Raw genomic sequence first — 26259 nt, 5'->3', positions numbered from 1 at the left:
AACCGTCCCGGTCAGCAGGGCTTCCGCCACACGTCCAGTTCCGGGTTCTTCAGCATCGACGACAGGCGGAGGGAACGGGACCGGGGGCAGAAGTGGGCCGGGGCCTCCTCGTACTCCACGTGGAAGACCGCCTTGCCCGCCGCGATGAAGGGTTCGAGCAGACCGCACTCGTCGAACTGGGCGCACTCCTCGTTGACCGCGAAGTCGAAGTGGTCCACGAGCAGCGGGATCTGGTGGAGGTCGTTCTTGAGGCCCACCGCCAGACCGCGCTCGTGGGCGATGTCCGCGATCATGCGGTTGTAGCGGAGCTGGTCGTCCGCCGTCAGGGGGAACCCGGTGTCGTTGCCGTAGCCCTCCACCAGGTCCGGTTCCACCGCGTCGAAGCCCTTGTCGCGGCACATGTCGAACCGGCGCTCCATCAGGGGCCGCAGGACGTCGAGGCGGCGGATGTCCAGCCAGCGTTCGCCGTGCCAGCCGTTCGGGCCGCCCAGGACGGACTCCGGGAAAGCGTCCTTGTCGGGGCGGTAGTCCTCCCACGCGCCCACGTTGACGTAGCAGATCACCTTGCGCCCGTCCCGGTGCAGCCGGGCCACGTCGGCCGCGCTGTTCTCGAAGCCGTCGATGTCGTACACCGGCACGTTCACGGACGGGTCCACCCTGCCGTCGAGCTGCCACTGCCAGGCCAGGCCGGGGCGCGGCTGCCAGCGCGCGCCGGACGCGGGGCGGCGGGTGGGCGTGCGGTCCGGTGCGGGGCGGTCGGTGGTGGGCCGGGGGGTGGTGGGGCCCGGCGCGGGGCCCGTCGCGGAGCCGGGTGGGCGGGACGGTGTCGGGGTGCCGGTCGTGGGGGTGGGCGCGGGGGTCGTCGGCCGGGCGGTCGCGGAAGGGCCCGTGGTCGTACGCGTGTCTCCTCCCGCGCCCTCGGCCGGTCCCTCCGCACCGCCCGAGCAGCCCGCCAGGGCGGTCACCAGGACCAGGAGCACGGCCGCCGGGGCCGTGCCCGGCCGCCACCTCATCGGTCCGCCTCCGCCAGGGCCGGGGTTAGCCCCGACCAGGGGTTCGGCGGTTCCCCCGTCACCGGGCCGCAGACCCCCGCGCCCCGCTCCCGCGCGGTGCGCACGGCCAGCGGGACGAGCGGGGCGGGCACCCCGTACACCAGGTGACAGAGGCGCTCGGACGGCAGCCGGGCCGTCCACGACGGGCGGCTGAACGTCGAGACGTACGTCGACCAGTGGCCCTCGAAGGTCACCGTCAGGTCCGCGAGCCGCACGTAGCCGGGGGCGGGATGGACCCCCGGGTTGATGACCACGGGAGAGATGCCCTCCCGGCGCAGCGCGCGCACCGTGCGCCGGCAGGCCGGCAGTCCGTCGCGCCCCGCCGTCGTCTGGTCCAGGAAACAGCCGTCCACCCCGTACCACTCCCGGTGCCGCAGCGCCTCCTCCGCGATGACCTCCGTGTCGCGCATCCCGTAGTCCGTGTCCACGTAGCCCAGCAGCCGGGCCCCCGCGGACCGCAGCGCGCGGGCCGCGGCCGCGAACGCCGGGTCCGGCGCGTCCCCGGGGCCGCTCGCCGGGTTGAGCACGACGGCGTACGTGTGCGCGGCCCCGGTGATCAGCCGGTGCCAGGCGTCCGGGTCCTCGGCGGGATGGACGTACAGCGGGATCAGCAGGCTCACGGCGCCGCCACCTCGCCGGGCACGAAGGAGCGGGACCGGGCCTCCCACAGCGCCGCGAGCGACGCGTCGAGGGAGTGGACCGGGCCCCAGCCCAGGGCGGCGCCGGCCGCGCCGATGTCCGAGCACTGCCAGGACACCCGCGCGGACCGCTCCGAACCGCCGCCGTCCCCGTCCCCGACCGCCTCCACGATCCGGCCCCGGAACCCGGCCGCGTCCGCGAGCCGCCGCACCAACTCCCGTACGGGCAGGGCCTCGCCGCCGCCCACGTTCAGGACGGGCGGCAGCGGACCGGGCGCGGTCGCCGCCAGCTCCACCGCCCGCGCCACGTCCCGTACGTCCACGAAGTCGCGGTACGCGGAGAGGTCGCCGAGCCGCAGTTCCCCCTCCGGCCCGTCCCAGGACGCCGACTCGGCCTCGGCGAGCAGCGCGGCCACCCGGCCCGGCAGGCCCGTGACCGGCGCCCCGGCACCCACGGGATTCCCCACCCGCAGCACCACCGCGTCCAGGCCCGAGGACGTCACCGCCACCGTGCCCGCCAGCTTGGTCGCGCCGTACGGCCCCGCCGGGGCGCACGGCTCCGACTCCGCCACCCGCAGGCCGGGCGTCCCCGGGCCGTACTCGGCGGCCGACCCCAGATGGACGAGCCGGGCCCCGGGGGCGGCCTCGCGCAGGGCCGCGCACAGCGCGGCGGGCCCGCGCGCGTTCACCTCCGCGAGGGTGACGGCGTCGCCGCCGGTCGCGCCCGCGCAGTTGACCACGGCGTCGGGCGCCGCCTTCGCGAGCGCCCCCGCCAGCAGGTAGGGGCGGTCGGAGGCGAGGTCGACGGCGACGTCGGCCCCCGGGGAACGGCCGCCGACGAGCACCCGCGCGCCCGGCAGCGCGCGCAGCCGCTCGGTGACGTGGCCGCCCAGGTATCCGCCGGCGCCGAGGACGAGGATCCGCATTGCTGTTCAGGCTCCCTTGAGCAGGAGGGACTTGCGGCTGGTGAACTCCGCGTTGGCCCGGTCGTAGTCGTCGGGACGGCCGATGTCCAGCCAGTAGCCGTCGAAGTCGTAGGCGTGCGGCGGGGTCTCGGCGGCGAGCAGGTCGAGCACCAGCTCGTCGAAGCCGAGGGGGAGCCCCGGGGTGTAGGCGTCGAGGGTCTTCCGCGAGACGCCGTAGACCCCCATGGACACCCGGTAGTCGATGCTCGGCTTCTCGGTGAAGGCGACCACCCGGCTGTCGTCGGTGGTCAGCACCCCGAAGTCGATGTGCACCTTGCGGGCGTACGTGGCGATGGTCAGCGGCGCGCCCGACACCTCGTGCCGGTTCAGCACGTCGGCGTAGTCGAGGTCGGTGAGCACGTCGCCGTTCATGACGAGGAAGTGCTCCGGCAGCCGGTCGCGCAGGTTGAGCAGCGGGCCCATGGTGCCGAGCGGGTTCTCCTCGGTGGCGTAGTCGATGCTGAGGCCCCACTGCGAACCGTCGCCCACGTAGGCGCGGATGATCTCGCCCAGGTGCCCGATGGCGAGGGTGCAGTGAGTGAAGCCGGCCTGCGACAGCTGGCGCAGCACGATCTCCAGGATCGCGTGCTCGTCGCCGATGGGGACGAGCGGTTTGGGCAGCGCGGTGGTGTACGGCCGCAGCCGGACGCCCTTTCCACCGGCCAGGATCACAGCGTGCATGGCATACCTCCTGCGGGACGTGCCGGACGGGTCAGATGTTGTAGATGCCGGTCTTGTAGCGGGCCAGGTTCGCGGGGTCGGTGAACCACTCGGCGGTCCGCGCGAGGCCCTCCTCCAGGGAGTGGCCCGGCTCCCAGCCGGTCGCCGCGGTCAGCCGGGAGGCGTCCGCGACCAGCCGCATCACCTCGGAGTCGGCCGGACGCAGCCGCGCCGGGTCCTCGCGGACGTCGAGCGGGGTGTCCATGACCTTCCCGATCAGCGCGACCAGGTCGCCGACGGAGATCTCCCCGCCGGTGCCCGCGTTGAAGGTGCGGCCCACGACGTCCTCCGCCGGGGCCGTGCCCACCGTGAGGAACGCCCGCGCGGTGTCCTTCACGTAGGTGAAGTCCCGGGTGGGGCGCAGGTCCCCGAGGGTGAGGGTGCGCTCCCCGGCCGCCACCTGGCCGATGACGGTGGGGATCACGGCCCGCATCGACTGCCGGGGGCCGAAGGTGTTGAACGGGCGGAGCGTCACCACCGGGGTGCCGAAGCTGGCGTGGTAGCTGTCCGCGAGCCGGTCGCCGCCCGCCTTCGACGCGGCGTACGGCGACTGGGTGTTGATCGGGTGGTCCTCGGTGATCGGGACCGTCTGCGCCGTGCCGTACGTCTCGCTGGTCGAGGTGTGCACCAGGCGGGGCGTGCCCAGGGCGCGCACGGCTTCGAGGACGTTCAGGGTGCCGGTCACGTTGGTGTCCACGTAACTGTGCGGCGCCTGGTAGGAGTACGGGATCGCGATGAGCGCGGCCAGGTGGTAGGCGCAGTCGGCGCCGTCGAGCAGGCCGCGCACCGAGCCCGGGTCGCGGACGTCGCCGAGCACGATCTCCACCTGGTCGAGGACGTCGGGGGAGAGGGTCTCCAGCCAGCCGTACGAGGAGAACGAGTTGTACTGGGCCATGGCCCTGACCCGGTGGCCGGAGGCGACGAGCGCCTCCGTGAGGTGCGAGCCGATGAATCCTTCGGCTCCGGTGACGGCGGCGAGCGGTGCGGAGGTCAACTCTTCGGTCCTTTCGACGGGGGACGGCAGGGTGGTGGGGCGGAGGAGCGGAGGGCGGGTGGTCCGTCAGGCGTGCGGGGACGGCCGGCCCAGGAGGGCGACGACACAGGCCGCCAGACAGACCGCGGCCGCGGCGCAGACCGACGGCAGCACGGCGGACCCGTCGGGCAGGTCCGCCCGGGTGATGATCACGGCGCCCGCGGCCGTCGTCAGGCAGACGACCGCCGGCGGCCAGGCCACGCCGAACGCCTGGAGCAGCAGGGCGGTCCACAGGACCGCCGCGAGGGACAGCAGCGCGACCGGTCCCGAGCCCAGGAGCAGCGCGGGGACCAGCAGGAGCAGCAGATAGCAGACGAGGCAGAGCGCGAGGACGCCGGAGGAGCGCAGCAGGAACGCCCGGGGCGTCGCGCTGGCGCGCAGCGCGGCGACCGACCAGCCCCGGTAGCGGTAGAGCAGCCACTCCGCCGGGCCCATGCTCAGCGTCAGGACGATCACCGCGTACGGGTCCTGCCGGCCCTCCAGCATCACGAGCACCGCCGCGGCGAGCCCGAACAGGCCGTACGGCACGGAGCCGCGCATCCGGGGCCGCGGCCCCTCGGCGGCGGCCGGGACGGCGAGGCCGGAGGCCAGGACCCGCAGGGCGAGGGCGAGCGTGGCGAGCAGCGCGAGCAGCGGGAAGGTGAGCCGCAGCAGGGTGCCGGGCTCCCACCAGGGCAGCACCGCCGCACCGGCGATCAGCGGGCTGAGCGCGACGAGCAGCAGCCGCTCCCGGCCGAGCACCAGCAGCACGCCCGCCGCCGCCAGGTACAGCGACTGGGCCGCCGCCGCCACGGTGGCCGGACCGCCCCCGGCGGGGATCGCGGCGAGGCCCGTGGCCACGCACGCCCCGAGCACGGAACCGGAGAGCAGCGTGCGGGACGCCTCCCGCCGGCCCGTGGTGAGCCGCAGGTGGGCCCGGTGCCCGAGCCCCTGCCCCCACGCCCAGGACACAATGCCCGCCGTGACCAGGACGGGAGCGTGCTCGTCGATCCGCCACAGCGGGGAGGTGAGCAGGTACGCCAGGGCCGGGAGCGCGAACAGCAGGCCGCGCAACAGGCACCGCACGGTGTCCGGCCGCCACGGGTCCGGGGGCGCGGCCGGCTCGGGGAACGCCCGGGGCACCCGCTCGTACAGCGCCGCCGCGAGCGAGAACAGGGTGGGGTGGCCGTACCGCTCCTTGATCACGGAGGCCGACAGGCCGTCCGCCTCCAGGAGCGCGGCCACCTCGTAGGGGTGGACGGCCGGGCCGACGCGGTCGGCGAGTTCGGCGGCGAGCGCGCTGACCGCCTCCTCGTCGGGGCCCTTCGCGGGGAGCCGGATCGCGAGGGTCGCGTCGTCCAGGAAGCGGCGGGCGCGCGGCACCGCGAGCCGGATGGCGAGCGTGTCCTGCTCGGCCCCGCCGGGTTCGAGGAATATCGGGCCGCTCATCCGGCGAGACTCCCCGTGCCGCTGACCGCCGGGACGGGCAGGACGATCCGGACCGGCTCCGGGCGCCGCTGCCCGGAGGCCAGTTCGTGGTAGATGGCGCGGAAGGTGTCGACGGTCTGCCGCAGGGTGAACCGCTCGATCACCCGCAGCCGGGCGGCCTCGCCCATCGCCCGGCGCCGGGCGGGGTCGCCGAGGAGCGTGAGCGCGGCCTCCGCCATCGCGGCCGGGTCGCGCGGCGGCACCACGAGCCCGGTGTCGCCGACGGCCTCCCGCACGCCCCCGACGTCGGTGGAGACGGTCGCGCGCCCGCAGGACATCGCCTCGATCAGGGTGAAGGGGAAGCCCTCGCTGATGCTGGAGAGCATCACGACGTTCCCGGCCGCGTAGGCGTCCTTGATGTCGTCGACGCGTCCCTCGAAGGTGACGGCGTCCGCGTGGCCGAGCTCGGCCGCCAGGGCCTCGCAGCGCTCCCGGTAGGCCTCGCCGCCCCGGGGCGTGCCGCCGAAGAGCCGCAGCCGGACGTCGGGCATCCGCTCCCGGACCAGGGCGAGGGAACGTATCAGCGTCTCCAGGTCCTTGATCGGGTCCACGCGCCCGGCCCAGCTGAGGGTGGGGGCGTCCGGCTCGGGGCCGGCGGGCGGGAAGGCGGCGGGGTCGACGCCGTTGTAGACGGTGCGGATCGACTCGGGGTCGGCGCCTCCCTCCTCCTCCCACAGCCGGTTGTAGCGGTTGCCCGGGGTGATCAGGGCCGCCTTGCGGTAGCTCTCCTCCGCGAGCAGCCGGAAGAAGCCCAGGACCACGGCCTTCACCGGCCAGCGGTAGGGGGCGGTGCGGTAGCCGAGGTAGCGCTCGCGCAGGTACACGCCGTGCTCGGTGAGCAGCAGCGGCACCCCGTTCCGTTCGAGGGCCGCGAGGCCCGGCAGGACGGCCACCCCGCCGCTGACGGCGTGCGCGACGCCCTCCACCGGCGGCGGCGCGGACAGCGGCCGCAGCGCGTGTTCGAGCAGGGCCGTGGCCGTGATCGCGTCGTGCAGGGTCGGCCGGGCCTCCCGCACGGCGAGCCCCGGCCGCCGCCACACGGAGGTGAGCACCGTGATCGCCGCGTCGCTCCGCAGAAACGGGCTGAGCAGACCGTCCCCGGCGGCGTGCGCGAGGGCGTACAGGGCGGGGCCGAAACCGGCCTCGGCGGCCGGGTCGAGCAGCGCCGTCAGGAACTTCTCGTACGCGTCGGCGAGCCGCCTGCCCGCCCTGCCCCGGGGCGGCCTGCCCTCCGGCGCCGGGCCCCACATGGGCACGGACAGGACGTGGGAGACGTGGGCCGGCAGGTCCCAGGCGAGCGGTTCGCGGCCCGAGCCGGTGACGGCGAGGACGTCGAAGTCGACGTCCGGCATCCCGGTGACGAGCTGGTCGCACCAGACGCTGACGCCCCCGTGGCTGTGCGGGTAGGTGCCTTCGGTCAGGAGGGTGACGCGCGGGGCGCCGGAGCGCGGCGCGCCGTGGTGAACGTGCATAGGTGTGTGCTCCACGGCCGTGGTGGGAGTGGTCGTGCCGGTCCCGGCCGCCGGTGGGGCGGGCCGGGACCTCGCCGGGGGTACGGCGGTCAGCCGTCCGTGCCGGGGGCGACCGGCTCGGCCACGCCCTCGGGGACGCGGGCGGCCGGGGCCGGGACCGTGACCGCGGCCGGGGCGGAGCCGCCCGCGCCGAGGGCCGGGGCGGAGGGCAGCTCCAGGGTCAGCGGCGCGCCCGCGAGGGACGTCCAGCCGGAGCGCCCGCCCGCGTACGCCTCGCCGAAGGCCGAGCCGGAGCGCAGGGTGCCCTCGGGCACGGTCACCGGGACCGTCGTGCCGCTCGGGCCCTCGACGGTCACCGTGCCGTTGATGCGGTACGCCGTGATCTGGCCGTTCTGCACGGCCGTGCGCCAGGCGGAGCGCCGCTGGAGCTCCTGCCCGATGTCCTTCATCCGCAGGTTCACCACCGGGGTGCCGGGGGCGAACAGCGCGTCGTACGCGTCGAGGACGCCGTCCAGGACCGGGTAGGCGATGCGGTCCTCGGCCAGGTTCGACTGGTGGATGAAGTGCGGCTTGGGGTCGTTGGCGAGGACGTGGCCCAGGGCGATCTGCCGCTCCAGGGGCACGATGTGGTCCGTGTAGCCGGTGGCGGGGTCGAGCGGGGCGGCCAGGCAGGTGGTGGTGGCCGGGTTGTCCTCGCAGATCCCGCTGCCGCCCTGCGCGCGGCTGGTGTAGATCCAGTTGTACTCGTCGACCTGCTCGGCCGCCCGGCCCGCGTTGTAGAAGACGTTCATGGGGTAGCGGGGGACGGTCGTGGCCGTTCCGACCTGGCGCTGTCCGGGCTCGCGGGAGTTGTCCGAGGCCAGCCAGCCGATGGTGTTGTCGCCGAGGGCCGGTCCCAGGTTCGGGTTGTCGACGTTCTGCTGGGGCAGGACGCGCAGTCCGGAGTGCTCGCCGGTGACCAGTTCGTCGTTCTCCAGCGGGAGTCCGGCGGTCTGGCCCCACACGCGGTTGAGGGCGATCTCGTCGGAGACGTCCTGCCGGGAGACCCACTTGACCGAGCCGTCGGGGTTCGTGGCGCAGCGCCACGGCACCGCGCTGGTGTCCTGCTGGCAGCCGAGGAAGGCGTGCGTGTAGGTGTGGTTGATCCAGCGGAAGTCGTTCCGCTTCGCGACGAACCGGTCGGCCAGCGGGTCCGCGCCGTTGTTGTCCGCGCGGAAGTCGACGGTGCCGGCGGCGTTGTAGGCCATGTCCAGGGTGAAGCCGCGCGAGGTCTGCCAGGAGGCGGCGTGGTCCACGTCGGCGGCCGTCATCCGGATCGGGTCCGGCACGGCGTTGGGGTCGGTGCAGTCCACGTCGCCGGGCGTGCAGTTGAGCGTGGAGTTCCAGCGGTCGTCCGCCGCGAACACGTCGTCGACGTGGACGGCGAAGTAGTTCCGGGAGGCGCCCAGGTGCGTCCCGCCGGTCATCCAGTCCACGATGCCGCGGGCCAGGAGGCGGAACTGCTGCTGGTACTGGTTGTAGACGAAGGTGACGACCAGCTCGCGGCGCCCGTCGTGCCGGTACTCGCCGACCAGGGACCCGCGCTGGGTCGTCCCGGGTATCGCGGCGTCGACGTACGAGGTGAAGTCGGCGCCCGCCAGCGGTGTCGACAGGTAGGCGTAGCTCTCGCCGACGGTCGGCGAGTTGTCCTCGAACGGCACGGCTCCTTCGAGGTAGCCGAACGGGCCCGAGAGCCCGGCCGCGGTGGTCTGGGCCTGCACCCCGTCGAGGCTTCCCGCGTACCCGCCGTAGACGGCGTACTGGAGGCCGACCTCGGGCCGGGCGTAGGTGTACGCGTCGACCTGCGGGATGTCGTAGGCCCGCTCGTAGTTCGCGAGCGCGGTCATCTCGGCGGAGCCGGCCGGGAACGGGTTGTCGTTCGGCAGGACGACGGCCTGGAACTTCGCCCGGTTCCGGTTGCCCACGCTGTCCGCGAGGTAGCCGGCGGTGATGACGGGACGGTCGGCACGGGTGAGGTCGATCTCCGTGTACGGCGTTCCCGCGGCGTCCAGTTCGGCGGCGATGGCGGCGGTGGCCGGACCGCCGTCGCTCACGACGAGAACCCTCAGGTCGACGCGGGGAGCCAGTTCGACCGCCTGCGCCGAGGCGCTCGGCAGGACGAGGGCGGCGACGAGCGCGCCCGTGGTGAACAAGGTGGTGCCTATGAGCCGCTTCATGCGGTGGTGTCCCCTCCCGGAGCAGGGGTGAGTACGGCTCCGAGGAGCGGACGCACCCCCTCGTGGACGCCGGCATCCCCCTCGAAGGCCGGTCGTTCACGCATCCGTCGCGTCAAATGGTGAGGTATCTGTGGAGCTTTTGTGGTCCCGCCGCGAAAGCTGACGGAAAAACGCGGGCGCCCGGGGCGGTGGTTCCGGTGTGACGATCGGACCGGAACCCCTCCCGGACCCCGGCCGCCCCTCCCGCCACGGGTCCGATGCCCAGGTGGGAGGGGGAGGAGGGGCGCCGGCGGACCGTGGGACCGCCGGGGCTTCCGCCATTGGTTTAGACCGATGGGCCGATCGGGGCGTGGTCTATTTCCGGACGCGCCCCGCCCGGCCACCGAACCGTCAGGCGCAGAGGACGCGGGTCTCGGGCGTGTAGACCGGACCGCCGCTGGTGCTGGAGCTGTCGCTGAACTCGGCGTAGAAGTACGAGTAGAAGCCGATGTTGCCGTTGCAGCCGGAGTCGGCGGCGACCTGGAGCGTCAGGGTCACGGTGCGGCTCTGGCCGGGCGGCACGGTGGCCCCGTAGTTGGCGCCGAGGTTGGCGGGTCCGGTGCCGGTGCAGGGAGTGCTGGTGCCGCCGGGGCCGGCCAGCGAACAGCCGGTGAAGGAGTACTTCAGGTCCGGGCGCTGGGTGGTCAGCCAGGTGGGGTCGATCGTCTGGTAGACGAACCAGATGTCGTAGGACTTGTTGTTCTTCAGCGTGACGGTCAGGTTCACCGTGCCGCCGGGGGTGGTCGTGGCGGCGTCGGTGCCGAACGTCAGCTCGGCGGGGGCGAGCGGCTCGGACGCGCTCGCGGCCGGGGCCAGGCCGAAGACGGCGAGGAAGAGGGCGAGGACGGCGGTGAGACCCAGGCGTCTCGTGAGGTGGGATCGCATGGCCCGGGAGGCTAGGGACGGGCGCGGCCCGGCGTCTGCCCCCGCACGGGCCGTCCGGGCGGCCCGCGGCCGAAAGCGTGCTTCCCGTGAAGGGCTTGCGGAGAAAGTGTGACGCGGGCCGGCCGGACGCATTCCCGCACGCCGCGACGGGTGCGCCCGCGCGCCGCCGGCCGGACCGGAATCCGGCGCGTGCCCACAGTGTGGCGTACACCATTGGCGCGTACGCAACAGTCCACGATGCCCGCCGTGTCGGCCGGAGGGGGCCCGGTCCCGGCCAGGGGGCCGACTTTCGACCCCGCCGGATGAAACCTTCCCGCCGTTCGCACCGTCCTCTCACCCGGGAGCAGGACCTGGAACAACGGGGAGTGGACAATTCCATGGGGCGGAACAAGTACACGGCGCACATAGCGGTGGTCGCCTCCGCGGTCGGACTCAGCCTGGCGGTGTGGGCGGCCAGCGCGGTGACGCAGACGGAGGCGGAGGCCGACGCCGGGACCGGGCGCGTGACGGCCGGGCCCGCGCCGGCCGCCGAGGGGCCGGCCCAGGCGCCGCCGAAGAAGATGCCCGAGAGCATCGCGCACGACGCCGAGGCGGGCGGCACGGCCGTGAACATCACCATCGACGACGGGCCCGACCCGCGCTGGACGCCCCAGATGCTGGACATCCTGAAGGAGCACGGGGTCAAGGCCGTGTTCTGCATGGTGGGACCCGAGGCGAAGCGGCACCCCGACCTCGTCAGGAAGGTCGTCGCGGACGGCCACCGGCTCTGCGACCACACCATCTCCCACGACACCTCGATGGACAAGAAGTCCGTCGACTACCAGAAGCGGCAGATCCTGGACGCGAAGAAGATGATCGAGGACGCGGCCGGGGGAGCGAAGGTCGAGTACTACCGGGCGCCGGGCGGCGCCTTCACCCCGGACAGCCGGCGGATCGCCGCGGCGGCGGGGATGCGGCCGCTCGGCTGGAACGTGGACACCAAGGACTTCGAGCTGCCCGGCACGGCCGCGATCGTGAACACGGTCAAGAACGAGCTGTCCAACGGCCCGACCATCCTCTTCCACGACGGCGGCGGCGACCGCGCCCAGACCGTCGCGGCCCTGCGGCAGGTGCTGCCGTGGCTCAAGCAGCAGGGGCACGGCTTCAGCTTCCCCGTACGCACGGCTCCCTGAGGCCCGGGGGTCCCTGTGGCCCTTGCGGCCCTTCGGGGTCCGCGCACGCGAGGAGGGCCGCCCGGCGGGTGCCGGGCGGCCCTTCCTGTTCGGACCGTCCTCCAGAGCGCGGTACGGCGGCCCGAGCGGTGGTGGTGCGAGCCTAGGAGTCGTCGCGCTTGAGGGAGTCGCGGACGCCCTCGACCTTCCCCTGGGCCTTCTCGCCCACCTCGCGGGCCTGGCCCTTCATCTGGTCCGCCTTGCCCTCGCTCTTCAGGCGCTCATTGCCGGTCGCCTTGCCGGCGGCCTCCTTGAGCTTGCCCTTGGCCTTGTCCATGTGGCTCTCACCCATGACTGATACGCCCCTTTTCTGGTCGACTGGGGTACTTCGGTCACGTTAGGCGGGTTCCCCGAATCCCGCTCGGCAACCCTCCTCGCGCGATCCCGGTGACCGGGGCCTCCGCGCCCGGGCGAAAACCGTATGCACGTGCGTGCGAACGGCTGACACCATGCCGGAATGGATCACGCCCTCGAACGTCTGGTCGTCCGGCACACCCGCCGCCTCCCCGTCCCGGCCGGCCCCGCCGGCGAGGGCGCCGGGGCGGCCCGGCAGTTCGACGCCGCCCTGATCTCGGTGGGCTTCAAGCTCTCCGCCGACCTCCTCGAAGCGCTCTCCGGCCTCGCCCGGGAGACGGTCCTCGCGACCGCCGCCCGCACCCTGGACACCGTCCGCGAGCTGGTCGGCGACCACGTCCGGCACAACGCCTACTTCAAGGACTTCCCGGACGGCGTGCCCGACACCCGGGACTTCTGGGCGCAGTGCCTCGCCGAGGCCCTCACCGCCCCCGCCGCGCGCGGAACCGTGATCGAGCGGCTGCGCGCCGGAGTGGTGAACCTGCTAGACCTGCCGTCCTACGGCAGCTACCGGCACACCTACGAGGAGCTGATCGCCGCCCACGACGAGCTGATCGCCTCCGCCGCCGACCGCCTGACCGCCCTCCACCCCGGCCGCCCGCTCGCCGACGAGGCCACCGCCCTCTACCTCTCCCTGGCCGGAAGCACCACACCGCTCGGCGACGACCACCTGAGCGACCTCGCCGTCCTCGCCGAGCACCGCGCCGACGGGCCCCAGCCCGAGGCGATACCGGTCCGGGAGATCCGCGCCGTCGTCAACCGGGCCCGGCTCGCGGCCGGCGCCGACCCGCTCCTGGACACCGTCACCGACGTCCTCCGGCTGGCGTGCGCGCTCTCCGGCGGCGACGTCACCCTGCGCGAGCCGACCCGCTTCCGCTCCCTGTCCCGGCCGGTCCGCCGCGCCCTGCTCGGCGGTCTGGACGCCGTCGTCGCCGCGAGCCCCGCCAAGCTCTCCGACGTCTCCGCGCACCGCGAGGCCTGGAAGCGCCTGGGCGAGCGGCTCCACCCGCACGAACACCCCCGGTGGCCGCACGCCGCCGAGGTCTTCGCCGTCGCCCGGGGCGAGAAGGCGGCCCCGTCCTTCGACGGCCGCGTGGAGGCGCTGCTCGGCCGCGACGACGTCACCGGCGCGGCCGCGCTCCTCACCTCCGCCCCCGGCCGGCTCCTGCGCGCCCTCGACCGGCTGCTGCGCACGGCGGACGGCCCCGAGGCGCTGGACGCCGTCGTCACCGCCTGCGAGCGGGCCCTCCCGGAGGTGTCCGGCCGCGTCGTCCTCTCCCTCCGCGACCACCTCCGCAACCGGACGGACGGGGAGGGGGAGCCCCGGGTCTTCGTCAACCGGCTCGGCGGCGCCTGGGTCACCGCCGACACCAGGCCGCTGCTGCCGGCCGCCGTGCGCGAGCGCCTGTGCGCCGTCCTCGACGCCGAGACCCGGCGCCGGCTCCCCGCCCCGGGCCACCTGCTCGTCGACCCCGCCGTCCTCGACGTGGCGCTCCCGCTCAGCGGCCGGGCCACCGCCGACGGCCTCGGCGTCCTGCCGCGCGGCTCCGTCTCGCCCGTCGAGGGCGACCTGCTGCGCTTCTTCACGTACTGGAAGCAGACGGGCCGGAGGACCGACTACGACCTCTCGGCCCTCGTCCTGGACGCCGACCACCAGACCGTCACCTGGCTCTCGTACACCGCCCTCACCGCCGTCGAGGGCGCGCACTCAGGCGACATCACCGACGCCCCCGAGGGCGCCTCGGAGTTCATCGACCTGCGGCTCGGAGCCGTGCGCGGCACGTATGTCGTCCCGCAGGTCAACATCTACGACGGCGAGGGCTTCGAGGAGGTCGAGGAGTCGTTCTTCGGCTTCATGCTGCGCGACGCCGAACAGAAGGGGCGCCCGTTCGAACCGCGCACGGTCCGCATGAAGTCGGACCTGCGCGGGCCCGGCCGGGTCGCGCTGCCGCTCGCGTTCGCGCGGGACGACGACGGCCGCTGGCACGCCCGCTGGCTGCACCTGTACCTCAAGGGCCACCCGGCGGCGAACCGCGTCGAGGAGAACCGGGTGTCGGTCGCGGTCCTGCTCCGGGGACTGCTCGCCCGCACCCCGCTGACGGTCCGCCACCTCGTGGACCTGATGGCGGACGACGCCCTGACGACGACCCTGTGGGACGGGACGACGGTGCCGGACGGCCCCGTCACGTACATCGGTCTGGACCGCCCCGCCGGACTGCCCCCGGGCTCGCGCGTGTTCACCCCGGAAAATCTGCGCGACCTGATCCCCGCCTGACTGCTACGGTCGTACCGGGCGAGGCCATGAAGGGGCTTCCTTCTCCTAACTTCTCCAAAAAGTTATTACTAGTCCCTTCGCTTTCCTCGCCTCTCAGCTTCCCCCCGGCCGTCGCCGACCCCCGTTCGGACGGTGCGGGCGGGGGCGGCCGTGTCCGCCGGCGGGCCGGACGCGTTGGTGAGGGCATGACCTCAGCACGACGCATCTCCTCCGTCCTCGCCGTCGCCGCCGCCTTCTCCTGCCTGGGCGCGTCCGCGGCGAGCGCCGCTCCCGCCGCCGGCCCGCTCGGCCCGCCGGTCAACCCGGTCACGGAGCTCGACTCCCTCGCCGCGACCGGCCTCCCCGAGGAGCAGGCCGCACAGCTCCCCGGCCTCGCCGAGCAGCTCGGCGGACTCGACCGGATCCACGACCTCCAGCAGCTCCACCAGCTCACCGACCTGGCCGCGCCGGTCACCGGGGTCCTCCCCGCGGTCTCCGTCTGACCCGTCCCTCCCCGCCCCTCCCCGGGCCGCCGACGGCCCGGGGCTCACCAGCCGAAACGCCGGTTCACCAGCGTCGCGAACTCCTCGAAGGACAGCACGCGGTCGCCGTTCATGTCCGCCTCGTCGAACAGGGCCGAGGAATCCTCCTCGGTCCCCACGCCCCAGAAGGGGATCACGCCCCGCGCGGCCAGCGTGGGCCCCTTGGACCGCAGGGCGTCGATGACCTCGCCGCGGGTCAGGGTGCCGTCCCGGTCGAGGTCGAGCGCGTCGAAGAGGGTCCGGGCCTTGTCGCTCATGGGATGTCCTGGCTCCTGGGTCGGTGGCCGCCGGGCGGCGTCGGGTCCTGTGCGGAAGGACGCGGGACGGGCGCGACGGGTTGCCCCGGCCCCCGGAGGGCCGCCGAAAACACGTGGACCGCGCGGACGTTTGCGCGGGAGACTCCCTTTCCTCACCTTCGGTACGACACCACAGGGTTGGGTATGGGATCACCTGAAACGCGTGAAGGATTACCGTCCAAGGGTTCGGTGCTGCTCGCACTGCGCCACTACGCACGGCAACTGCTCCGTCTGCGGTGGCTGACCGCGCCGGCCATGCTGCTGCTGGCGCTCGGCAACATCGGCATCTTCTACGTCGCGCCGCTCGTCGTCGCCAAGCTCGTCGCGCAGGTCGCCGGGGACGGCACCGACGCCGGTGACCTCGGCGCGCACCTTCCGTACGTCCTCGGGTTCGCCGGCGTGCTGCTGCTCGGCGAGGGGCTGTGGCGGGTCGGACTGCACTGCCTGAACCGCCTCGACGCCCGGGGCATCGAGGACCTGTACGTCGTCGGCATGGACGAACTGTTCGCGAAGGACTCCTCGTTCTTCCACGACAACTTCGCCGGATCGCTGACCAAGCGGGTCCTCAGTTTCGCCTCCCGCTTCGAGGTGTTCGTCGACACGCTGACCTTCTCGGTCATGGGCAACGTCGTCCCGCTGCTCTTCGCCTCGGTGGTGCTCTGGCAGTACGACCCGCTGCTCGTGGTCGGCCTCCTGACGCTGATCGCCTTCACCGGCCTGTGCGTCACCCCGCTGATCCGCCGCCGCCAGGCGCTCGTCGCCCAGCGGGAACAGGCCATCGCCCGGGTCTCGGGACACGTCGCCGACACCCTCATGAACATGGACACGGTCCGGTCGTTCGCCGCCGAGGACCGGGAGGCCGCCGAGCACCGCTCCCGCGTCGCGGAGTCGCGGCGGCTCACCCTGCGGTCCTGGGACTACGGCAATCTGCGTATCGACACGCTGGTCGCGCCGATGTCCGTCCTGACGAACGTCCTGGGGCTCCTCCTCGCCGTCGCCCTCGGCGGCGGGGAGCACGGCGTGGAGGCCGTCATCGTGGCCTTCACCTACTACTCCAACGCCACCCGGATCATGTTCGAGTTCAACCAGATCTACCGGCGCCTGGAGAGCGCCATGACGGAGGCCGGGCAGTTCACCGAACTGCTCCTCGAACCGCCCACCGTGCTCGACCCGGAGGCCCCGGAACCCCTGGCGCCCCGGGGCACCGGCGTCCGCTTCGAGAAGGTCACCTTCGCCCACGCGGGCGCGAAGCCCCTCTTCGAGGGGCTCGACCTGGACGTGCCCGGCGGGGCGAAGGTCGGCTTCGTCGGCAGGTCCGGCGGCGGCAAGACGTCCCTCACCCGGCTGCTGCTGCGGATGACGGACGTCGACGGCGGCCGGATCCTGGTCGGCGGCCAGGACATCGGCCGACTGCGCCAGGCCGACCTGCGGAGCATGATCGCCTACGTGCCGCAGGACCCGGCGATGTTCCACCGGAGCCTGCGGGACAACATCGCCTTCGCCCGGCCGGACGCCACCGAGGCCGAGATCCGGCGCGCGGCCGACGCGGCGCACGTCACGGAGTTCGTCGACGGGCTCCCCGACGGCTTCGACACCATGGTGGGCGAGCGGGGCGTGAAGCTCTCCGGAGGCCAGCGCCAGCGGGTCGCCCTGGCCCGGGCGATCCTGCGCGACGCCCCGATCCTCCTCCTCGACGAGGCCACCAGCGCCCTGGACTCCGAGAGCGAGATCCTCGTCCAGGAGGCGCTGTGGCGCCTCATGGAGGGGCGGACCGCGCTCGTCGTCGCCCACCGGCTGAGCACGGTGGCCGGCATGGACCGGCTCGTCGTCCTCGACCGGGGCCGGATCGTCGAGCAGGGCACGCACGAGGCGCTGCTCGACGCGGAGGGCGCCTACGCCAAGCTGTGGCGGCACCAGTCGGGCGGCTTCCTCGACGACACCCGCGAGGAGGCGGACCTGAGTCGATGACGGGCCGCCGGGGCCGGTCCTGGCGGGTTCTCCACGAGCGGCCGGGGACCGCCCCGCACGGGTTGTCCACGGGCTGCCGGACGGCGGTCCGCGCGGGTTTTCCACAGGCTGCCGGACGGTGGCCGGGGCGGGTTGTCCACAGGTTGCGGCGGACGGGACCGGGGTGTCGGCGGGGGCGGATACGCTTCACGAATGGTCCTCTCCGACGCTTCCCCAGAGATCTCCGAGCCCGCCCGGGTGCTCCACCGTGTCTTCGGCTACAGCTCCTTCCGGGGGGAGCAGCAGGAGATCATCGAGCAGGTCGTCGGCGGCGGCGACGCGCTCGTGCTGATGCCGACCGGCGGCGGCAAGTCGCTCTGCTACCAGATCCCCGCCCTGGTCAGAGACGGCACGGGCATCGTGATCTCGCCCCTCATCGCGCTCATGCAGGACCAGGTGGACGCGCTGCGGGCCCTCGGGGTGCGGGCCGGATTCCTGAACTCCACCCAGGACCCGTACGAGCGGCAGGCCGTCGAGCAGGCGTTCCTCGCGGACGAGCTGGACCTGCTCTACCTGGCCCCCGAGCGGCTGCGGACCGAGGGCACCCAGCGGCTCCTGGACCGGGGCCGGGTGTCGCTCTTCGCGATCGACGAGGCGCACTGCGTCTCCCAGTGGGGCCACGACTTCCGGCCCGACTACCTCGCCCTGTCCATGCTGCACGAACGGTGGCCGAAGGTGCCCCGGATCGCGCTGACGGCCACGGCCACCGAGGCCACCCACGCCGAGATCGCGAAGCGGCTGGGCCTGGAGGACGCCCGGCACTTCGTCGCCGGCTTCGACCGGCCGAACATCCAGTACCGCATCGTCCCCAAGAACAACCCGTTCAAGCAGCTCCTGGAGCTGATCAGGACCGAGCACGCGGGGGACGCCGGAGTCGTCTACTGCCTCTCGCGGTCCTCCGTCGAGAAGACCGCCGCGCTCCTGGTGGAGCAGGGCGTCGACGCCGTGCCCTACCACGCAGGCATGGACGCCCGCACGCGCGCCGCGAACCAGGCCCGCTTCCTGCGCGAGGACGGCGTCGTCGTGGTGGCGACGATCGCCTTCGGCATGGGCATCGACAAGCCGGACGTGCGGTTCGTGGCCCACCTCGACCTGCCGAAGTCCGTCGAGGGCTACTACCAGGAGACCGGCCGCGCGGGCCGGGACGGCGAGCCGGCCACGGCGTGGCTGGCGTACGGCCTCCAGGACGTGGTCCAGCAGCGCAAGCTCATCGACGGCTCCGAGGGCGACGAGCAGCACCGCCGGGGCCTCGCCCGGCACCTGGACGCCATGCTGGCGCTCTGCGAGACCGTCGACTGCCGCCGGGTGCGGCTCCTGGAGTACTTCGGGCAGAAGGGCGAGCCCTGCGGCAACTGCGACACCTGCCTGACCCCGGCCGAGTCCTGGGACGGCACGGTCGCCGCGCAGAAGCTGCTGTCCACGGTGTGGCGGCTCGCCAAGGAGCGGCGCCAGAAGTTCGGCGCCGGGCAGATCGTCGACATCCTCCAGGGGAAGAAGACGGCCAAGGTCATCCAGTTCGACCACGACGCCCTCTCGGTGTTCGGCGTCGGCTCCGACCTGAGCACCGCCGAGTGGCGCGGGATCGTCCGCCAGCTCCTCGCGCAGGGCCTGCTCGCGGTGGAGGGGGACTACGGGACGCTCGTCCTCACCGAGCAGAGCGGCGAGGTCCTGGGCGGGCGCCGCACCGTCCAGATGCGCAAGGAGAAGGCGGTCGCCCCGGCCCGGAAGGAGTCCGGAAGCCGCTCCGGCAAGGGCGCCCGCGTGCCGGTCGATCTGCCGGCGGAGGCCGTGCCGGTCTTCGAGGCGCTCCGCGCCTGGCGGGCCGCGACCGCCCGCGAGCAGGGCGTCCCGGCGTACGTCGTCTTCCACGACGCGACGCTGCGGGAGATCGCCACGCTGCTTCCCACCACGGTCGAGGAGCTGGGCACCGTCGGCGGGGTCGGCGAGGCCAAGCTGACCAAGTACGCCGAAGGCGTCCTGGAGGCGCTGGCGGAGGCCGGGGGCGGGGCCGCCGCGCCGGCCGGTGGGTCGGGGGAGACGGCCGCGCCCGCACCGGCTGCCCCCGCCCGGGCGGCCACGACGTCCGGATCCGCGCCCGCGCCCGCCGCCCCGTACGACGACGAGCCGCCCTTCGACTTCGACGATTCCGAACCGCCGTGGGACGAGGAGTAGGGGAGGAGTAGAGGAGGAGGGGAGAGCCCCGGGGGAGGGGAGGACGGGGCCGGGAGCGGCCCCGTCCTCCCCGGTGACCGCCCGCGTTCGTTCCGTTTGCGGAGCGGTGGACATGGCGTTTCAGTGAGAGGGGTTCCCCCCACGCTTCTCTGGAGCAGACATGTCGATGGCGTTCGGTTCACCTTTCGGTTCCTCCGATCCGTTCAGCGAGATGCTGAACCGTTTCTTCGGCATGTCGCCGGCCTCCTCGCCCCCGGCCGTGCAGCGTGTGCCCATCGGAAGGCTGCTCACGGAGTCCTCGTACGAACTGCTCAACCTGGCCACCCGCAAGGCGGCCGAGGACGGCACGTCCGACCTCGACACGGAGCACCTGCTGTGGGCCGCCACCCAGGTCGATCCCTCCCGCAGGCTGCTCGCCCAGGGCGGGGTGGACCCCGACGCCCTCGCGGCCCGGATCGCCGAGGTGCTGCCCCGGGAGTCCGCCGAGCCCTCCTCGGAGCCCGGCCTCACCCCGGCGGCCAAGCGCACCCTCGCGCTCGCCCACGCCCGCTCGCAGGCCGCCGGCGTCTCGTACATCGGTCCCGAGCAGATCCTCGGCGCCCTCCTCGGCGACCCCGACTCCGGCGCCTCCCGCTTCCTGCGCGCCGAGGACATGGACGTCTCGAAGCTGCGCGGCGCCGCCGACCAGGCGGCCTTCGGCGGCGAGGGCGCCCCCGCCGCCCCGAAGCAGCCGGCCACCACCCTCGACGAGTTCGGCCGGGACCTCACCGAGGAGGCGAAGGCCGGGAAGCTCGACCCCGTGGTCGGACGGGCCGAGGAGATCGAGCAGACCATCGAGATCCTCTCCCGGCGCTCCAAGAACAACCCGGTCCTCATCGGCGAGCCCGGCGTCGGCAAGACCGCCATCGTCGAGGGCCTCGCCCAACGCATCGTGGCGGGCGAGGTGCCCGACACCCTCAAGGACAAGCGGGTCGTCTCCCTCGACCTCTCCGGGATGGTGGCCGGCGCCCAGTACCGGGGGCAGTTCGAGGAGCGCCTGAAGAAGGTCATCGAGGACGTCCAGGAGGCCCGGGGCGACATCGTCCTCTTCATCGACGAGCTGCACACGGTCGTCGGTGCGGGCGCCACCGGCGAGGGCTCGATGGACGCCGGGAACATGCTCAAGCCGGCCCTCGCCCGGGGCGAGCTGCACGTGGTCGGCGCGACCACCATCGACGAGTACCGCAAGCACATCGAGAAGGACGCCGCCCTCGAACGCCGCTTCCAGCCCGTCCTGATCCCCGAGCCGACCGTCGAGGAGACCGTGCAGATCCTCGAAGGGCTGCGGGACGCCTACGAGGCCCACCACCAGGTCCGTTTCGCCGACGGCGCCCTCGCGGCGGCGGCGGAGCTCTCCGACCGCTACATCAGCGACCGCTTCCTGCCCGACAAGGCCATCGACCTGATGGACCAGGCCGGGGCCCGGGTGCGGCTGCGCAGCGGCGGCCGCTCCACCGAGGTGATCAGCCGCGAGGACGAACTCGCCAAGCTGCGCCGGGAGAAGGACCAGGCCGTCGCGGGCGAGGAGTTCGAGAAGGCCTCCGGCCTCAAGCGGCGGATCGCCGAGGTCGAGGGCGAGCTAGCGGGCATCGAGGAGCGCCGCGAGGGCGTCGTCTCCGTCACGGCCGCCGACATCGCGGACATCGTGTCCCGCCGCACCGGCATCCCGGTCTCCCAGCTCACCGCCAGCGAGAAGGAGAAGCTCCTCAAGCTGGAGGAGGAGATGCACGCCAGGATCGTCGGCCAGGACGAGGCGGTCACGGCGGTCTCCGAGGCCGTGCGCCGCAACCGGGCCGGCATGGGCGACCCCAACCGCCCGGTGGGCTCCTTCCTCTTCCTCGGCCCCACCGGCGTCGGCAAGACCGAACTCGCCAAGACCCTCGCCGACCTGCTCTTCGGCGACGAGGACCGGATGATCCGGTTCGACATGAGCGAGTTCCAGGAGAAGCACACGGTCGCCCGGCTCGTCGGGGCGCCCCCCGGGTACGTGGGCTACGAGGAGGCCGGGCAGCTCACCGAGAAGGTCCGCCGCCAGCCCTACAGCGTGGTCCTGTTCGACGAGATCGAGAAGGGGCACCCGGACGTCTTCAACACCCTGCTCCAGATCCTCGACGACGGGCGCCTCACCGACGGGCAGGGCCGCACGGTCGACTTCCGCCACTGCGTCGTCATCATGACGTCCAACATCGGCGCCCACCGCATCCTCGACCACCAGGGCGACGCGGCCGAGCTGAAGGACCAGCTGATGGAGGACCTGCGGGGACGCTTCCTGCCCGAGTTCCTCAACCGCATCGACGACATCATCGTCTTCCACAGCCTCACCGAGGAGGACCTGTCGGAGATCGTCGACCACCTCCTGGACCGCAGCAAGCACCGCGTCCACGCGCAGGGCATGACCCTGGAGGTCACCGAGGCCGCGAAGAAGCTCCTCGTCGCCCACGGCTACCAGCCGGCGTTCGGCGCCCGGCCGCTGCGCCGCACCATCCAGACGGAGCTCGACAACCGGGTCGCCTCCCTGCTGCTCGGCGGCGACGCCGAGCCCGGCGACACGATCGTCGCCGACGTCGTGGACGACTCGATCCACTGCACGGTCCGCAAGGGCGACACCGGCGGCGGCGCGCACCGCGAGGACGCGGAGAGCCCCGCCGAAGCGGCGTAGGCCCCCCTTTTTCCTCACCGCTGTACGGGGTCTTCCGGAAGGCGGTCCAGAGCGGCGGCCACACCGGCACGGCCCGCGACCTCCCTGAGGGCGCGGGCCGTCGCCGTCGGCGGCGCCGGTGAGGAGCACGTACCGCTCCTCGTACAGTGGGACCGTCTCGAAGCCCTCCGCGAGCCCTTCCTGCAGGTACGTGATCCCGGCGTCGAGCTCGAAGCTCCGCGGCCGGCGCGGGACGCCCTCCGACTGGAGGTCCGTCGTCACCTCCACGGTCACCAGCGGGTGCGCCCGGCAGAACGGGGCCGTGAGCAGGGTGACGGCCCCCGACGCGGTCGGCACCGCGCCGATCCGCATCCGCCCGCCGAGCCCGGTGCGCAGCACCAGCGGGACGTCGAGCTCGTCCTCCGGCTTCCGGATCGCCTCCGACAGCGCGGGCTGGGAGGCGTGGCACGCCCGGGGGAGGGCCACCAGGTATGCGAGTTGACGGAACAGCACCCCCCGGGGCTACCCGACCGCCCCCGGGAACACCAGTCGGCCCTCCGGCCGGAGGGCGGTCAGGCCACCGGCACGGTCTCCAGGCGCTCGTCCCCGCAGTACACGTTCATCGACGTGCCCCGCAGGAACCCGACCAGGGTCAGTCCGCTCTCCGCCGCCAGGTCCACGGCGAGCGAGGACGGCGCCGAGACGGCCGCGAGCATCGGGATCCCCGCCATCACCGCCTTCTGCACCAGCTCGAAGGAGGCCCGGCCGCTCACCATCAGGACCGTCCCGCGCAGCGGCAGCAGTCCCGACCGCAGGGCGTGGCCGACGACCTTGTCCACGGCGTTGTGCCGGCCGACGTCCTCCCGCAGGCAGAGCAGCTCGCCCTCGGCCGAGAAGAGCCCGGCCGCGTGCAGCCCGCCCGTGCTGTCGAAGACCCGCTGGGCCGCCCGCAGCCGGTCAGGAAGGGCCGTGAGCACCTCCGTCCCGATCCGCAGCGGGTCCTCCGCGACGGACCAGGCGGCCGTGGTGCGCACCGCGTCCAGACTGGCCTTGCCGCACAGGCCGCACGAGGACGTCGTGTAGAAGTTCCGCTCCAGGGAGGCGTCGGGGGCGGCCGTGCCGGGGGCCAGGACGACGTCGACCACGTTGTACGTGTTGCCGCCGTCGGAGGTGGCGCCCGCGCAGTACCGGATCCCCGCCACGTCCCCGGCGGAGTGCACCACGCCCTCGCTGACCAGGAATCCGGCCGCCAGGTCGAAGTCGTCGCCCGGGGTCCGCATCGTCACGGTCAGCGGACGCCCGCCGACCCGGATCTCCATCGGCTCCTCGGCGGCCAGCGTGTCCGGTCGGTAGGAGGCCCCTCCCTCCCGCACGCGCAGGACGCGCCGCCGCGCGGTCACTCGTCCCATGGTTCTTCCTTCCTCCGGCCCGGCCTTCTCGGTGATCCCGCCCGGGGACCCGTACGCCGGACCCCCGGGTCCACGGTGTCACGCCGGTCGTACGGGGGCATCCGCGGGTTCCGGCCTGATCACGACGCCCTTGGAGGTCGGGCAGTCGCTGATGTCGGCGACGCCGTCCAGCGGCACCGGGACGTCGGTCTCCGGACAGCAGGCCGCGGCGGAACCGCGGCTCGTCGGCCCGCGCCGCCCCCCGGTCCTCAGGCCGCCGGGACGATCGTGACCCTGACGTGCTTCATGATCGGCTGGTCGCTCTGGGTGCTGTAGTCGCCCAGGGCGCACAGCACGTTCATCTCGGGCATGTAGCCGGCCGCGCACCCCCGGGGGATGTCGTACGGGACGGCGAGGTAGCCGTTGAGGTGCCGGTGGCTGCCGTCCCGCGCGGTGCTCGTGATGTCGACCGGGCCCATGTCGGCGATGCCGCGCTCGCGCATGTCGGCCCGGTTCATGAAGACGAGCGTGCGCAGGTTCTTGACGCCCCGGTAGCGGTCGTTGTCGGAGTAGATCGTGGTGTTCCACTGGTCGTGGGAGCGCATGGTGCCCAGGGCCAGCTCGCCGGGGGCGGGCACCACGTCGGGCAGCGCGGCGGCGGAGAACTCGGCCCGGCCGGACGGGGTGAGGAAGACCAGCTCGCGGGCGGGCTGCTTGATGCGGAAGCCCAGCGGCAGGCGCACCCGCCGGTTGAAGTCCTCGAAGCCGTCGAGCACCCTGGCCATGGTGTCCCGGACGCGGTCGTAGTCCTCGACGTACCACTCCCACGGGGTGGCGCTGTCCGGCAGCGCGGCCCGGGCCATGCCCGCGATGATCGCCGGCTCGGAGAGCAGGTGCGGCGAGGCGGGACGCTTCATGCCGACCGACAGGTGCACCATGCTCATCGAGTCCTCGACCGAGGTGCTCTGGATCCCCTTGCGCTGGTGGTCCTTCTCGGTCCGGCCGAGGCAGGGCAGGATCAGCGCCCGCCGCCCGTGCACGACGTGGCTGCGGTTCAGCTTGGTGCTCACCTGGACGGTCAGCTCGCAGGCGCGCAGCGCCTCGTAGGTGGCCGGGGTGTCGGGGGCCGCGAGCGCGAAGTTGCCGCCCATGCCGACGAAGACCTTGATCTTCCCGTCGCGCATCGCCCCGATGCTCGCGACGGTGTCCTTGCCGTGCTCGCGGGGCGGGGCGATCCCGCAGACCTCGGCGAGCCGGTCGAGGAACTCCGCGGTCGGGCGGTGGTCGATGCCGCAGGTCCGGTTGCCCTGGACGTTGCTGTGTCCGCGCACGGGGGAGGGGCCGGCGCCCTCGCGGCCCAGGTTGCCGCGGAGCAGCAGCAGGTTGACGATCTCGCGGACGGTGTCGACGCCGTGCTCGTGCTGGGTGACCCCCAGGCACCAGCTGACGATGGAGCGGTCGGCCTCGCGGTAGACGCGGGCCGCCTCCAGGATGTCGTCCCGGCTCAGCCCCGACTGGGTCTCCAGCTCCTCCCACGGGGTCGCCCCGCACAGCGCCCGGTACTCCTCGAAACCGGTGGTGTGCCGCTCGACGAACTCCCGGTCCAGGGCCTTGGGGTCGGTCTCGGCCTGCTTCAGGAGCGCCTTGGCCATGCCCCGCAGCAGCGCCATGTCGCCGCCGACGCGCACCTGGAGGTTGAGGGTGCCGGTGCGGGTGGAGTGGAAGGTGGCCATGTCCTTGAAGTCGTGCGGGATGATCGTGCGGGTGGCCGCCGCCTCGACGAGCGGGTTGACGTGCACGATCTGCGCGCCCCGGTGGTACGCCTCCGCGAGGGCGGTCAGCATCCGGGGCGCGTTGGAGGCGGCGTTGACGCCGAGGATGAAGAGCGCGTCGGCGGTCTGCCAGTCCTCCAGGTCGACGGTGCCCTTGCCGGTGCCCAGGGAGGCCTGCATGGCCCGGCCGCTGGCCTCGTGGCACATGTTGGAGCAGTCGGGCAGGTTGTTGGTGCCCAGCTCGCGGGCCATCAGCTGGTAGAGGAAGGTGGCCTCGTTGCCGAGCCGGCCGGAGGTGTAGAAGGTCGCCTCGTCCGCGTGGGCGAGACCGCGCAGCGTCTCTCCGACGAGGGCGAAGGCGTCCTTCCAGGTGATCGGCACGTAGTGGTCGGTCTCCGGGTCGTAGACCATCGGCTCGGTGAGCCGGCCCTCGTTCTCCAGGGCGTAGTCGCTCCACCCGTCGAGCTCGGTCACCGAGTGGGCGGCGAAGAACTCGCGGCCGACCCGCTTGCGGGTCATCTCCCAGGTGACGTGCTTGATCCCGTTCTCGCAGATGTCCAGGTGCAGGCCCTTGGTGTCGTCGGGCCAGGCGCAGCCGGGACAGTCGAACCCGCCGTTCTCGTGGTTCATCTTCATGATCGCCCGGGGCCCGTCGAGCGGGAGGGCGCCCTCGCGCACCAGGAAGCCGGTCACGCTCTTGGCGGCGCCCCAGCCGGCGGCGGGGTGGTGGTACGGGTGGAACTCCGGATCGCCCTCGGGGGCCGGGCCCACACGGGGCTCCAGGGTCTCCGGGGTGTCCTGGAGGGTCTCCGGCTTTTCCTGGTCGGTGCTCAAGGATCTCACCCTCTCGCCCCCCGGGGCACGGGCGGTACGGGGACGGGACAGCCCCTCCGGGCAGGCTATGTCCGCCCCCTCGCCCATGCCACTCGGCCCGGAGGAGGGCCGACAACACGGGGCCGCGCGCCGCCGGCCCGGCGGGGCTGCCGTACGGGTCGCACGCCGCCCGGCCCGGTGGGGGCCGCCGTACGGGTCGCACGCCGCCCGCCCGGCGGGGGTCGCCGTACGGGTCGCACGCCGCTCGCCTCCGGAAGCGGCCACC

Annotated in this window: 20 protein-coding genes; 7 read left to right on the top strand and 13 right to left on the bottom strand. The window is 73.4% G+C overall.

The window, feature by feature from the left end:
- Window positions 1–11: 11 nt before the first annotated feature.
- From ACIQD7_RS01745 to ACIQD7_RS01705, 9 genes are all read right to left on the bottom strand, one after another.
- The gene (locus tag ACIQD7_RS01745) at window positions 12–1013 is read right to left on the bottom strand and encodes an endo alpha-1,4 polygalactosaminidase (protein WP_402438547.1); all 1002 of its coding nucleotides are present in this window, start codon (window positions 1011–1013) and stop codon (window positions 12–14) included.
- Complete coding sequence (locus tag ACIQD7_RS01740) at window positions 1010–1672, bottom strand: spherulation-specific family 4 protein (RefSeq protein ID WP_402438545.1); 663 nt, start codon at window positions 1670–1672, stop codon at window positions 1010–1012. The genes ACIQD7_RS01745 and ACIQD7_RS01740 overlap by 4 nt, the downstream gene beginning before the upstream one ends.
- Entirely contained in the window at window positions 1669–2616 is a 948-nt protein-coding gene (locus ACIQD7_RS01735; RefSeq protein ID WP_402438543.1) for an NAD-dependent epimerase/dehydratase family protein, read from the bottom strand. Before ACIQD7_RS01735 ends, ACIQD7_RS01740 begins: the two co-directional genes overlap by 4 nt.
- Window positions 2617–2622: 6 nt before the next feature.
- On the bottom strand, window positions 2623–3336 hold the full coding sequence (locus ACIQD7_RS01730) for a nucleotidyltransferase family protein (protein ID WP_121833861.1): 714 nt from the start codon (window positions 3334–3336) through the stop codon (window positions 2623–2625).
- Window positions 3337–3367: 31 nt separating this feature from the next.
- Complete coding sequence (locus tag ACIQD7_RS01725; RefSeq protein WP_121833860.1) at window positions 3368–4369, bottom strand: GDP-mannose 4,6-dehydratase; 1002 nt, start codon at window positions 4367–4369, stop codon at window positions 3368–3370.
- Between the two features lie 66 nt (window positions 4370–4435).
- Window positions 4436–5836, bottom strand: a complete 1401-nt coding sequence (locus tag ACIQD7_RS01720) for a hypothetical protein (protein WP_402438541.1) — start codon at window positions 5834–5836, stop codon at window positions 4436–4438.
- Window positions 5833–7347 carry a GT4 family glycosyltransferase PelF gene (gene pelF, locus ACIQD7_RS01715; RefSeq protein WP_402438539.1) on the bottom strand — a complete coding sequence of 505 codons (1515 nt, stop codon included), beginning with the start codon at window positions 7345–7347 and terminating at the stop codon, window positions 5833–5835. The genes ACIQD7_RS01720 and pelF overlap by 4 nt, the downstream gene beginning before the upstream one ends.
- An 89-nt stretch (window positions 7348–7436) precedes the next feature.
- Entirely contained in the window at window positions 7437–9563 is a 2127-nt protein-coding gene (locus ACIQD7_RS01710) for a hypothetical protein (RefSeq protein ID WP_402438537.1), read from the bottom strand.
- Between the two features lie 390 nt (window positions 9564–9953).
- Entirely contained in the window at window positions 9954–10487 is a 534-nt protein-coding gene (locus ACIQD7_RS01705) for a hypothetical protein (RefSeq protein ID WP_402438535.1), read from the bottom strand.
- A gap of 377 nt (window positions 10488–10864) precedes the next feature.
- On the opposite strand from ACIQD7_RS01705, the gene ACIQD7_RS01700 reads away from it, so the two are divergent.
- Window positions 10865–11659, top strand: coding sequence for a polysaccharide deacetylase family protein (locus ACIQD7_RS01700; protein WP_402438533.1), 795 nt, complete (start codon window positions 10865–10867; stop codon window positions 11657–11659).
- Between the two features lie 142 nt (window positions 11660–11801).
- Here ACIQD7_RS01700 and ACIQD7_RS01695 read toward each other — a convergent pair whose 3' ends face one another.
- Window positions 11802–11990: a CsbD family protein gene (locus ACIQD7_RS01695; RefSeq protein ID WP_121833250.1), complete on the bottom strand. Its 189-nt coding sequence runs from the start codon at window positions 11988–11990 to the stop codon at window positions 11802–11804.
- 165 nt (window positions 11991–12155) lie between these two features.
- On the opposite strand from ACIQD7_RS01695, the gene ACIQD7_RS01690 reads away from it, so the two are divergent.
- Both ACIQD7_RS01690 and ACIQD7_RS01685 read left to right on the top strand, forming a co-directional pair.
- Window positions 12156–14327: a hypothetical protein gene (locus ACIQD7_RS01690; RefSeq protein WP_402438530.1), complete on the top strand. Its 2172-nt coding sequence runs from the start codon at window positions 12156–12158 to the stop codon at window positions 14325–14327.
- A gap of 185 nt (window positions 14328–14512) precedes the next feature.
- Window positions 14513–14809 carry a hypothetical protein gene (locus ACIQD7_RS01685; RefSeq protein ID WP_121833252.1) on the top strand — a complete coding sequence of 99 codons (297 nt, stop codon included), beginning with the start codon at window positions 14513–14515 and terminating at the stop codon, window positions 14807–14809.
- 44 nt (window positions 14810–14853) lie between these two features.
- Here the strand turns inward: ACIQD7_RS01685 and ACIQD7_RS01680 are convergent, their stop codons facing one another.
- Window positions 14854–15105: an EF-hand domain-containing protein gene (locus ACIQD7_RS01680; protein ID WP_121833253.1), complete on the bottom strand. Its 252-nt coding sequence runs from the start codon at window positions 15103–15105 to the stop codon at window positions 14854–14856.
- 183 nt (window positions 15106–15288) lie between these two features.
- Here ACIQD7_RS01680 and ACIQD7_RS01675 point away from each other — a divergent pair, with 183 nt between their 5' ends.
- The 4 genes from ACIQD7_RS01675 to ACIQD7_RS01660 all read left to right on the top strand — a co-directional run bounded on the left by ACIQD7_RS01675 (window position 15289) and on the right by ACIQD7_RS01660 (window position 22502).
- Window positions 15289–17112, top strand: a complete 1824-nt coding sequence (locus tag ACIQD7_RS01675; RefSeq protein ID WP_402438527.1) for an ABC transporter ATP-binding protein — start codon at window positions 15289–15291, stop codon at window positions 17110–17112.
- A 192-nt stretch (window positions 17113–17304) separates the two neighbouring features.
- A complete protein-coding gene (recQ, locus tag ACIQD7_RS01670) occupies window positions 17305–19323 on the top strand; it encodes a DNA helicase RecQ (RefSeq protein WP_402438526.1) in 2019 nt (672 codons plus the stop codon).
- Window positions 19324–19483: 160 nt separating this feature from the next.
- Window positions 19484–22021, top strand: a complete 2538-nt coding sequence (locus ACIQD7_RS01665; protein ID WP_402438524.1) for an ATP-dependent Clp protease ATP-binding subunit — start codon at window positions 19484–19486, stop codon at window positions 22019–22021.
- A 301-nt stretch (window positions 22022–22322) separates the two neighbouring features.
- On the top strand, window positions 22323–22502 hold the full coding sequence (locus ACIQD7_RS01660) for a hypothetical protein (RefSeq protein ID WP_402438522.1): 180 nt from the start codon (window positions 22323–22325) through the stop codon (window positions 22500–22502).
- A 70-nt stretch (window positions 22503–22572) separates the two neighbouring features.
- On the opposite strand, the gene fdhD is transcribed toward ACIQD7_RS01660, so the two are convergent.
- Entirely contained in the window at window positions 22573–23409 is an 837-nt protein-coding gene (gene fdhD, locus ACIQD7_RS01655; RefSeq protein ID WP_121833158.1) for a formate dehydrogenase accessory sulfurtransferase FdhD, read from the bottom strand.
- Between the two features lie 248 nt (window positions 23410–23657).
- The gene (locus ACIQD7_RS01650; RefSeq protein ID WP_402438519.1) at window positions 23658–25994 is read right to left on the bottom strand and encodes an FdhF/YdeP family oxidoreductase; all 2337 of its coding nucleotides are present in this window, start codon (window positions 25992–25994) and stop codon (window positions 23658–23660) included.
- Window positions 25995–26259 lie beyond the last annotated feature (265 nt).

The sequence above is a fragment of the Streptomyces sp. NPDC093071 genome, assembly GCF_044754545.1.
Taxonomy (GTDB): Bacteria; Actinomycetota; Actinomycetes; order Streptomycetales; family Streptomycetaceae; genus Streptomyces.
The sequence above is the reverse complement of the archived record's forward strand: the minus strand, read 5'-3'. Positions and strand labels throughout refer to the sequence as shown.

Excerpts from the sequence above, each read along its gene's own strand:
- ACIQD7_RS01705 (WP_402438535.1), bottom strand. The coding sequence starts at position 10,487 with ATGCGATCCCACCTCACGAGACGCCTGGGTCTCACCGCCGTCCTCGCC.
- pelF (WP_402438539.1), bottom strand. The coding sequence starts at position 7,347 with ATGCACGTTCACCACGGCGCGCCGCGCTCCGGCGCCCCGCGCGTCACC.
- fdhD (WP_121833158.1), bottom strand. The coding sequence starts at position 23,409 with ATGGGACGAGTGACCGCGCGGCGGCGCGTCCTGCGCGTGCGGGAGGGA.
- ACIQD7_RS01735 (WP_402438543.1), bottom strand. The coding sequence starts at position 2,616 with ATGCGGATCCTCGTCCTCGGCGCCGGCGGATACCTGGGCGGCCACGTC.
- ACIQD7_RS01665 (WP_402438524.1), top strand. The coding sequence starts at position 19,484 with ATGTCGATGGCGTTCGGTTCACCTTTCGGTTCCTCCGATCCGTTCAGC.
- ACIQD7_RS01720 (WP_402438541.1), bottom strand. The coding sequence starts at position 5,836 with ATGAGCGGCCCGATATTCCTCGAACCCGGCGGGGCCGAGCAGGACACG.
- recQ (WP_402438526.1), top strand. The coding sequence starts at position 17,305 with ATGGTCCTCTCCGACGCTTCCCCAGAGATCTCCGAGCCCGCCCGGGTG.
- ACIQD7_RS01700 (WP_402438533.1), top strand. The coding sequence starts at position 10,865 with ATGGGGCGGAACAAGTACACGGCGCACATAGCGGTGGTCGCCTCCGCG.
- ACIQD7_RS01730 (WP_121833861.1), bottom strand. The coding sequence starts at position 3,336 with ATGCACGCTGTGATCCTGGCCGGTGGAAAGGGCGTCCGGCTGCGGCCG.
- ACIQD7_RS01745 (WP_402438547.1), bottom strand. The coding sequence starts at position 1,013 with ATGAGGTGGCGGCCGGGCACGGCCCCGGCGGCCGTGCTCCTGGTCCTG.
- ACIQD7_RS01710 (WP_402438537.1), bottom strand. The coding sequence starts at position 9,563 with ATGAAGCGGCTCATAGGCACCACCTTGTTCACCACGGGCGCGCTCGTC.
- ACIQD7_RS01685 (WP_121833252.1), top strand. The coding sequence starts at position 14,513 with ATGACCTCAGCACGACGCATCTCCTCCGTCCTCGCCGTCGCCGCCGCC.
- ACIQD7_RS01695 (WP_121833250.1), bottom strand. The coding sequence starts at position 11,990 with ATGGGTGAGAGCCACATGGACAAGGCCAAGGGCAAGCTCAAGGAGGCC.
- ACIQD7_RS01675 (WP_402438527.1), top strand. The coding sequence starts at position 15,289 with ATGGGATCACCTGAAACGCGTGAAGGATTACCGTCCAAGGGTTCGGTG.
- ACIQD7_RS01690 (WP_402438530.1), top strand. The coding sequence starts at position 12,156 with ATGGATCACGCCCTCGAACGTCTGGTCGTCCGGCACACCCGCCGCCTC.
- ACIQD7_RS01680 (WP_121833253.1), bottom strand. The coding sequence starts at position 15,105 with ATGAGCGACAAGGCCCGGACCCTCTTCGACGCGCTCGACCTCGACCGG.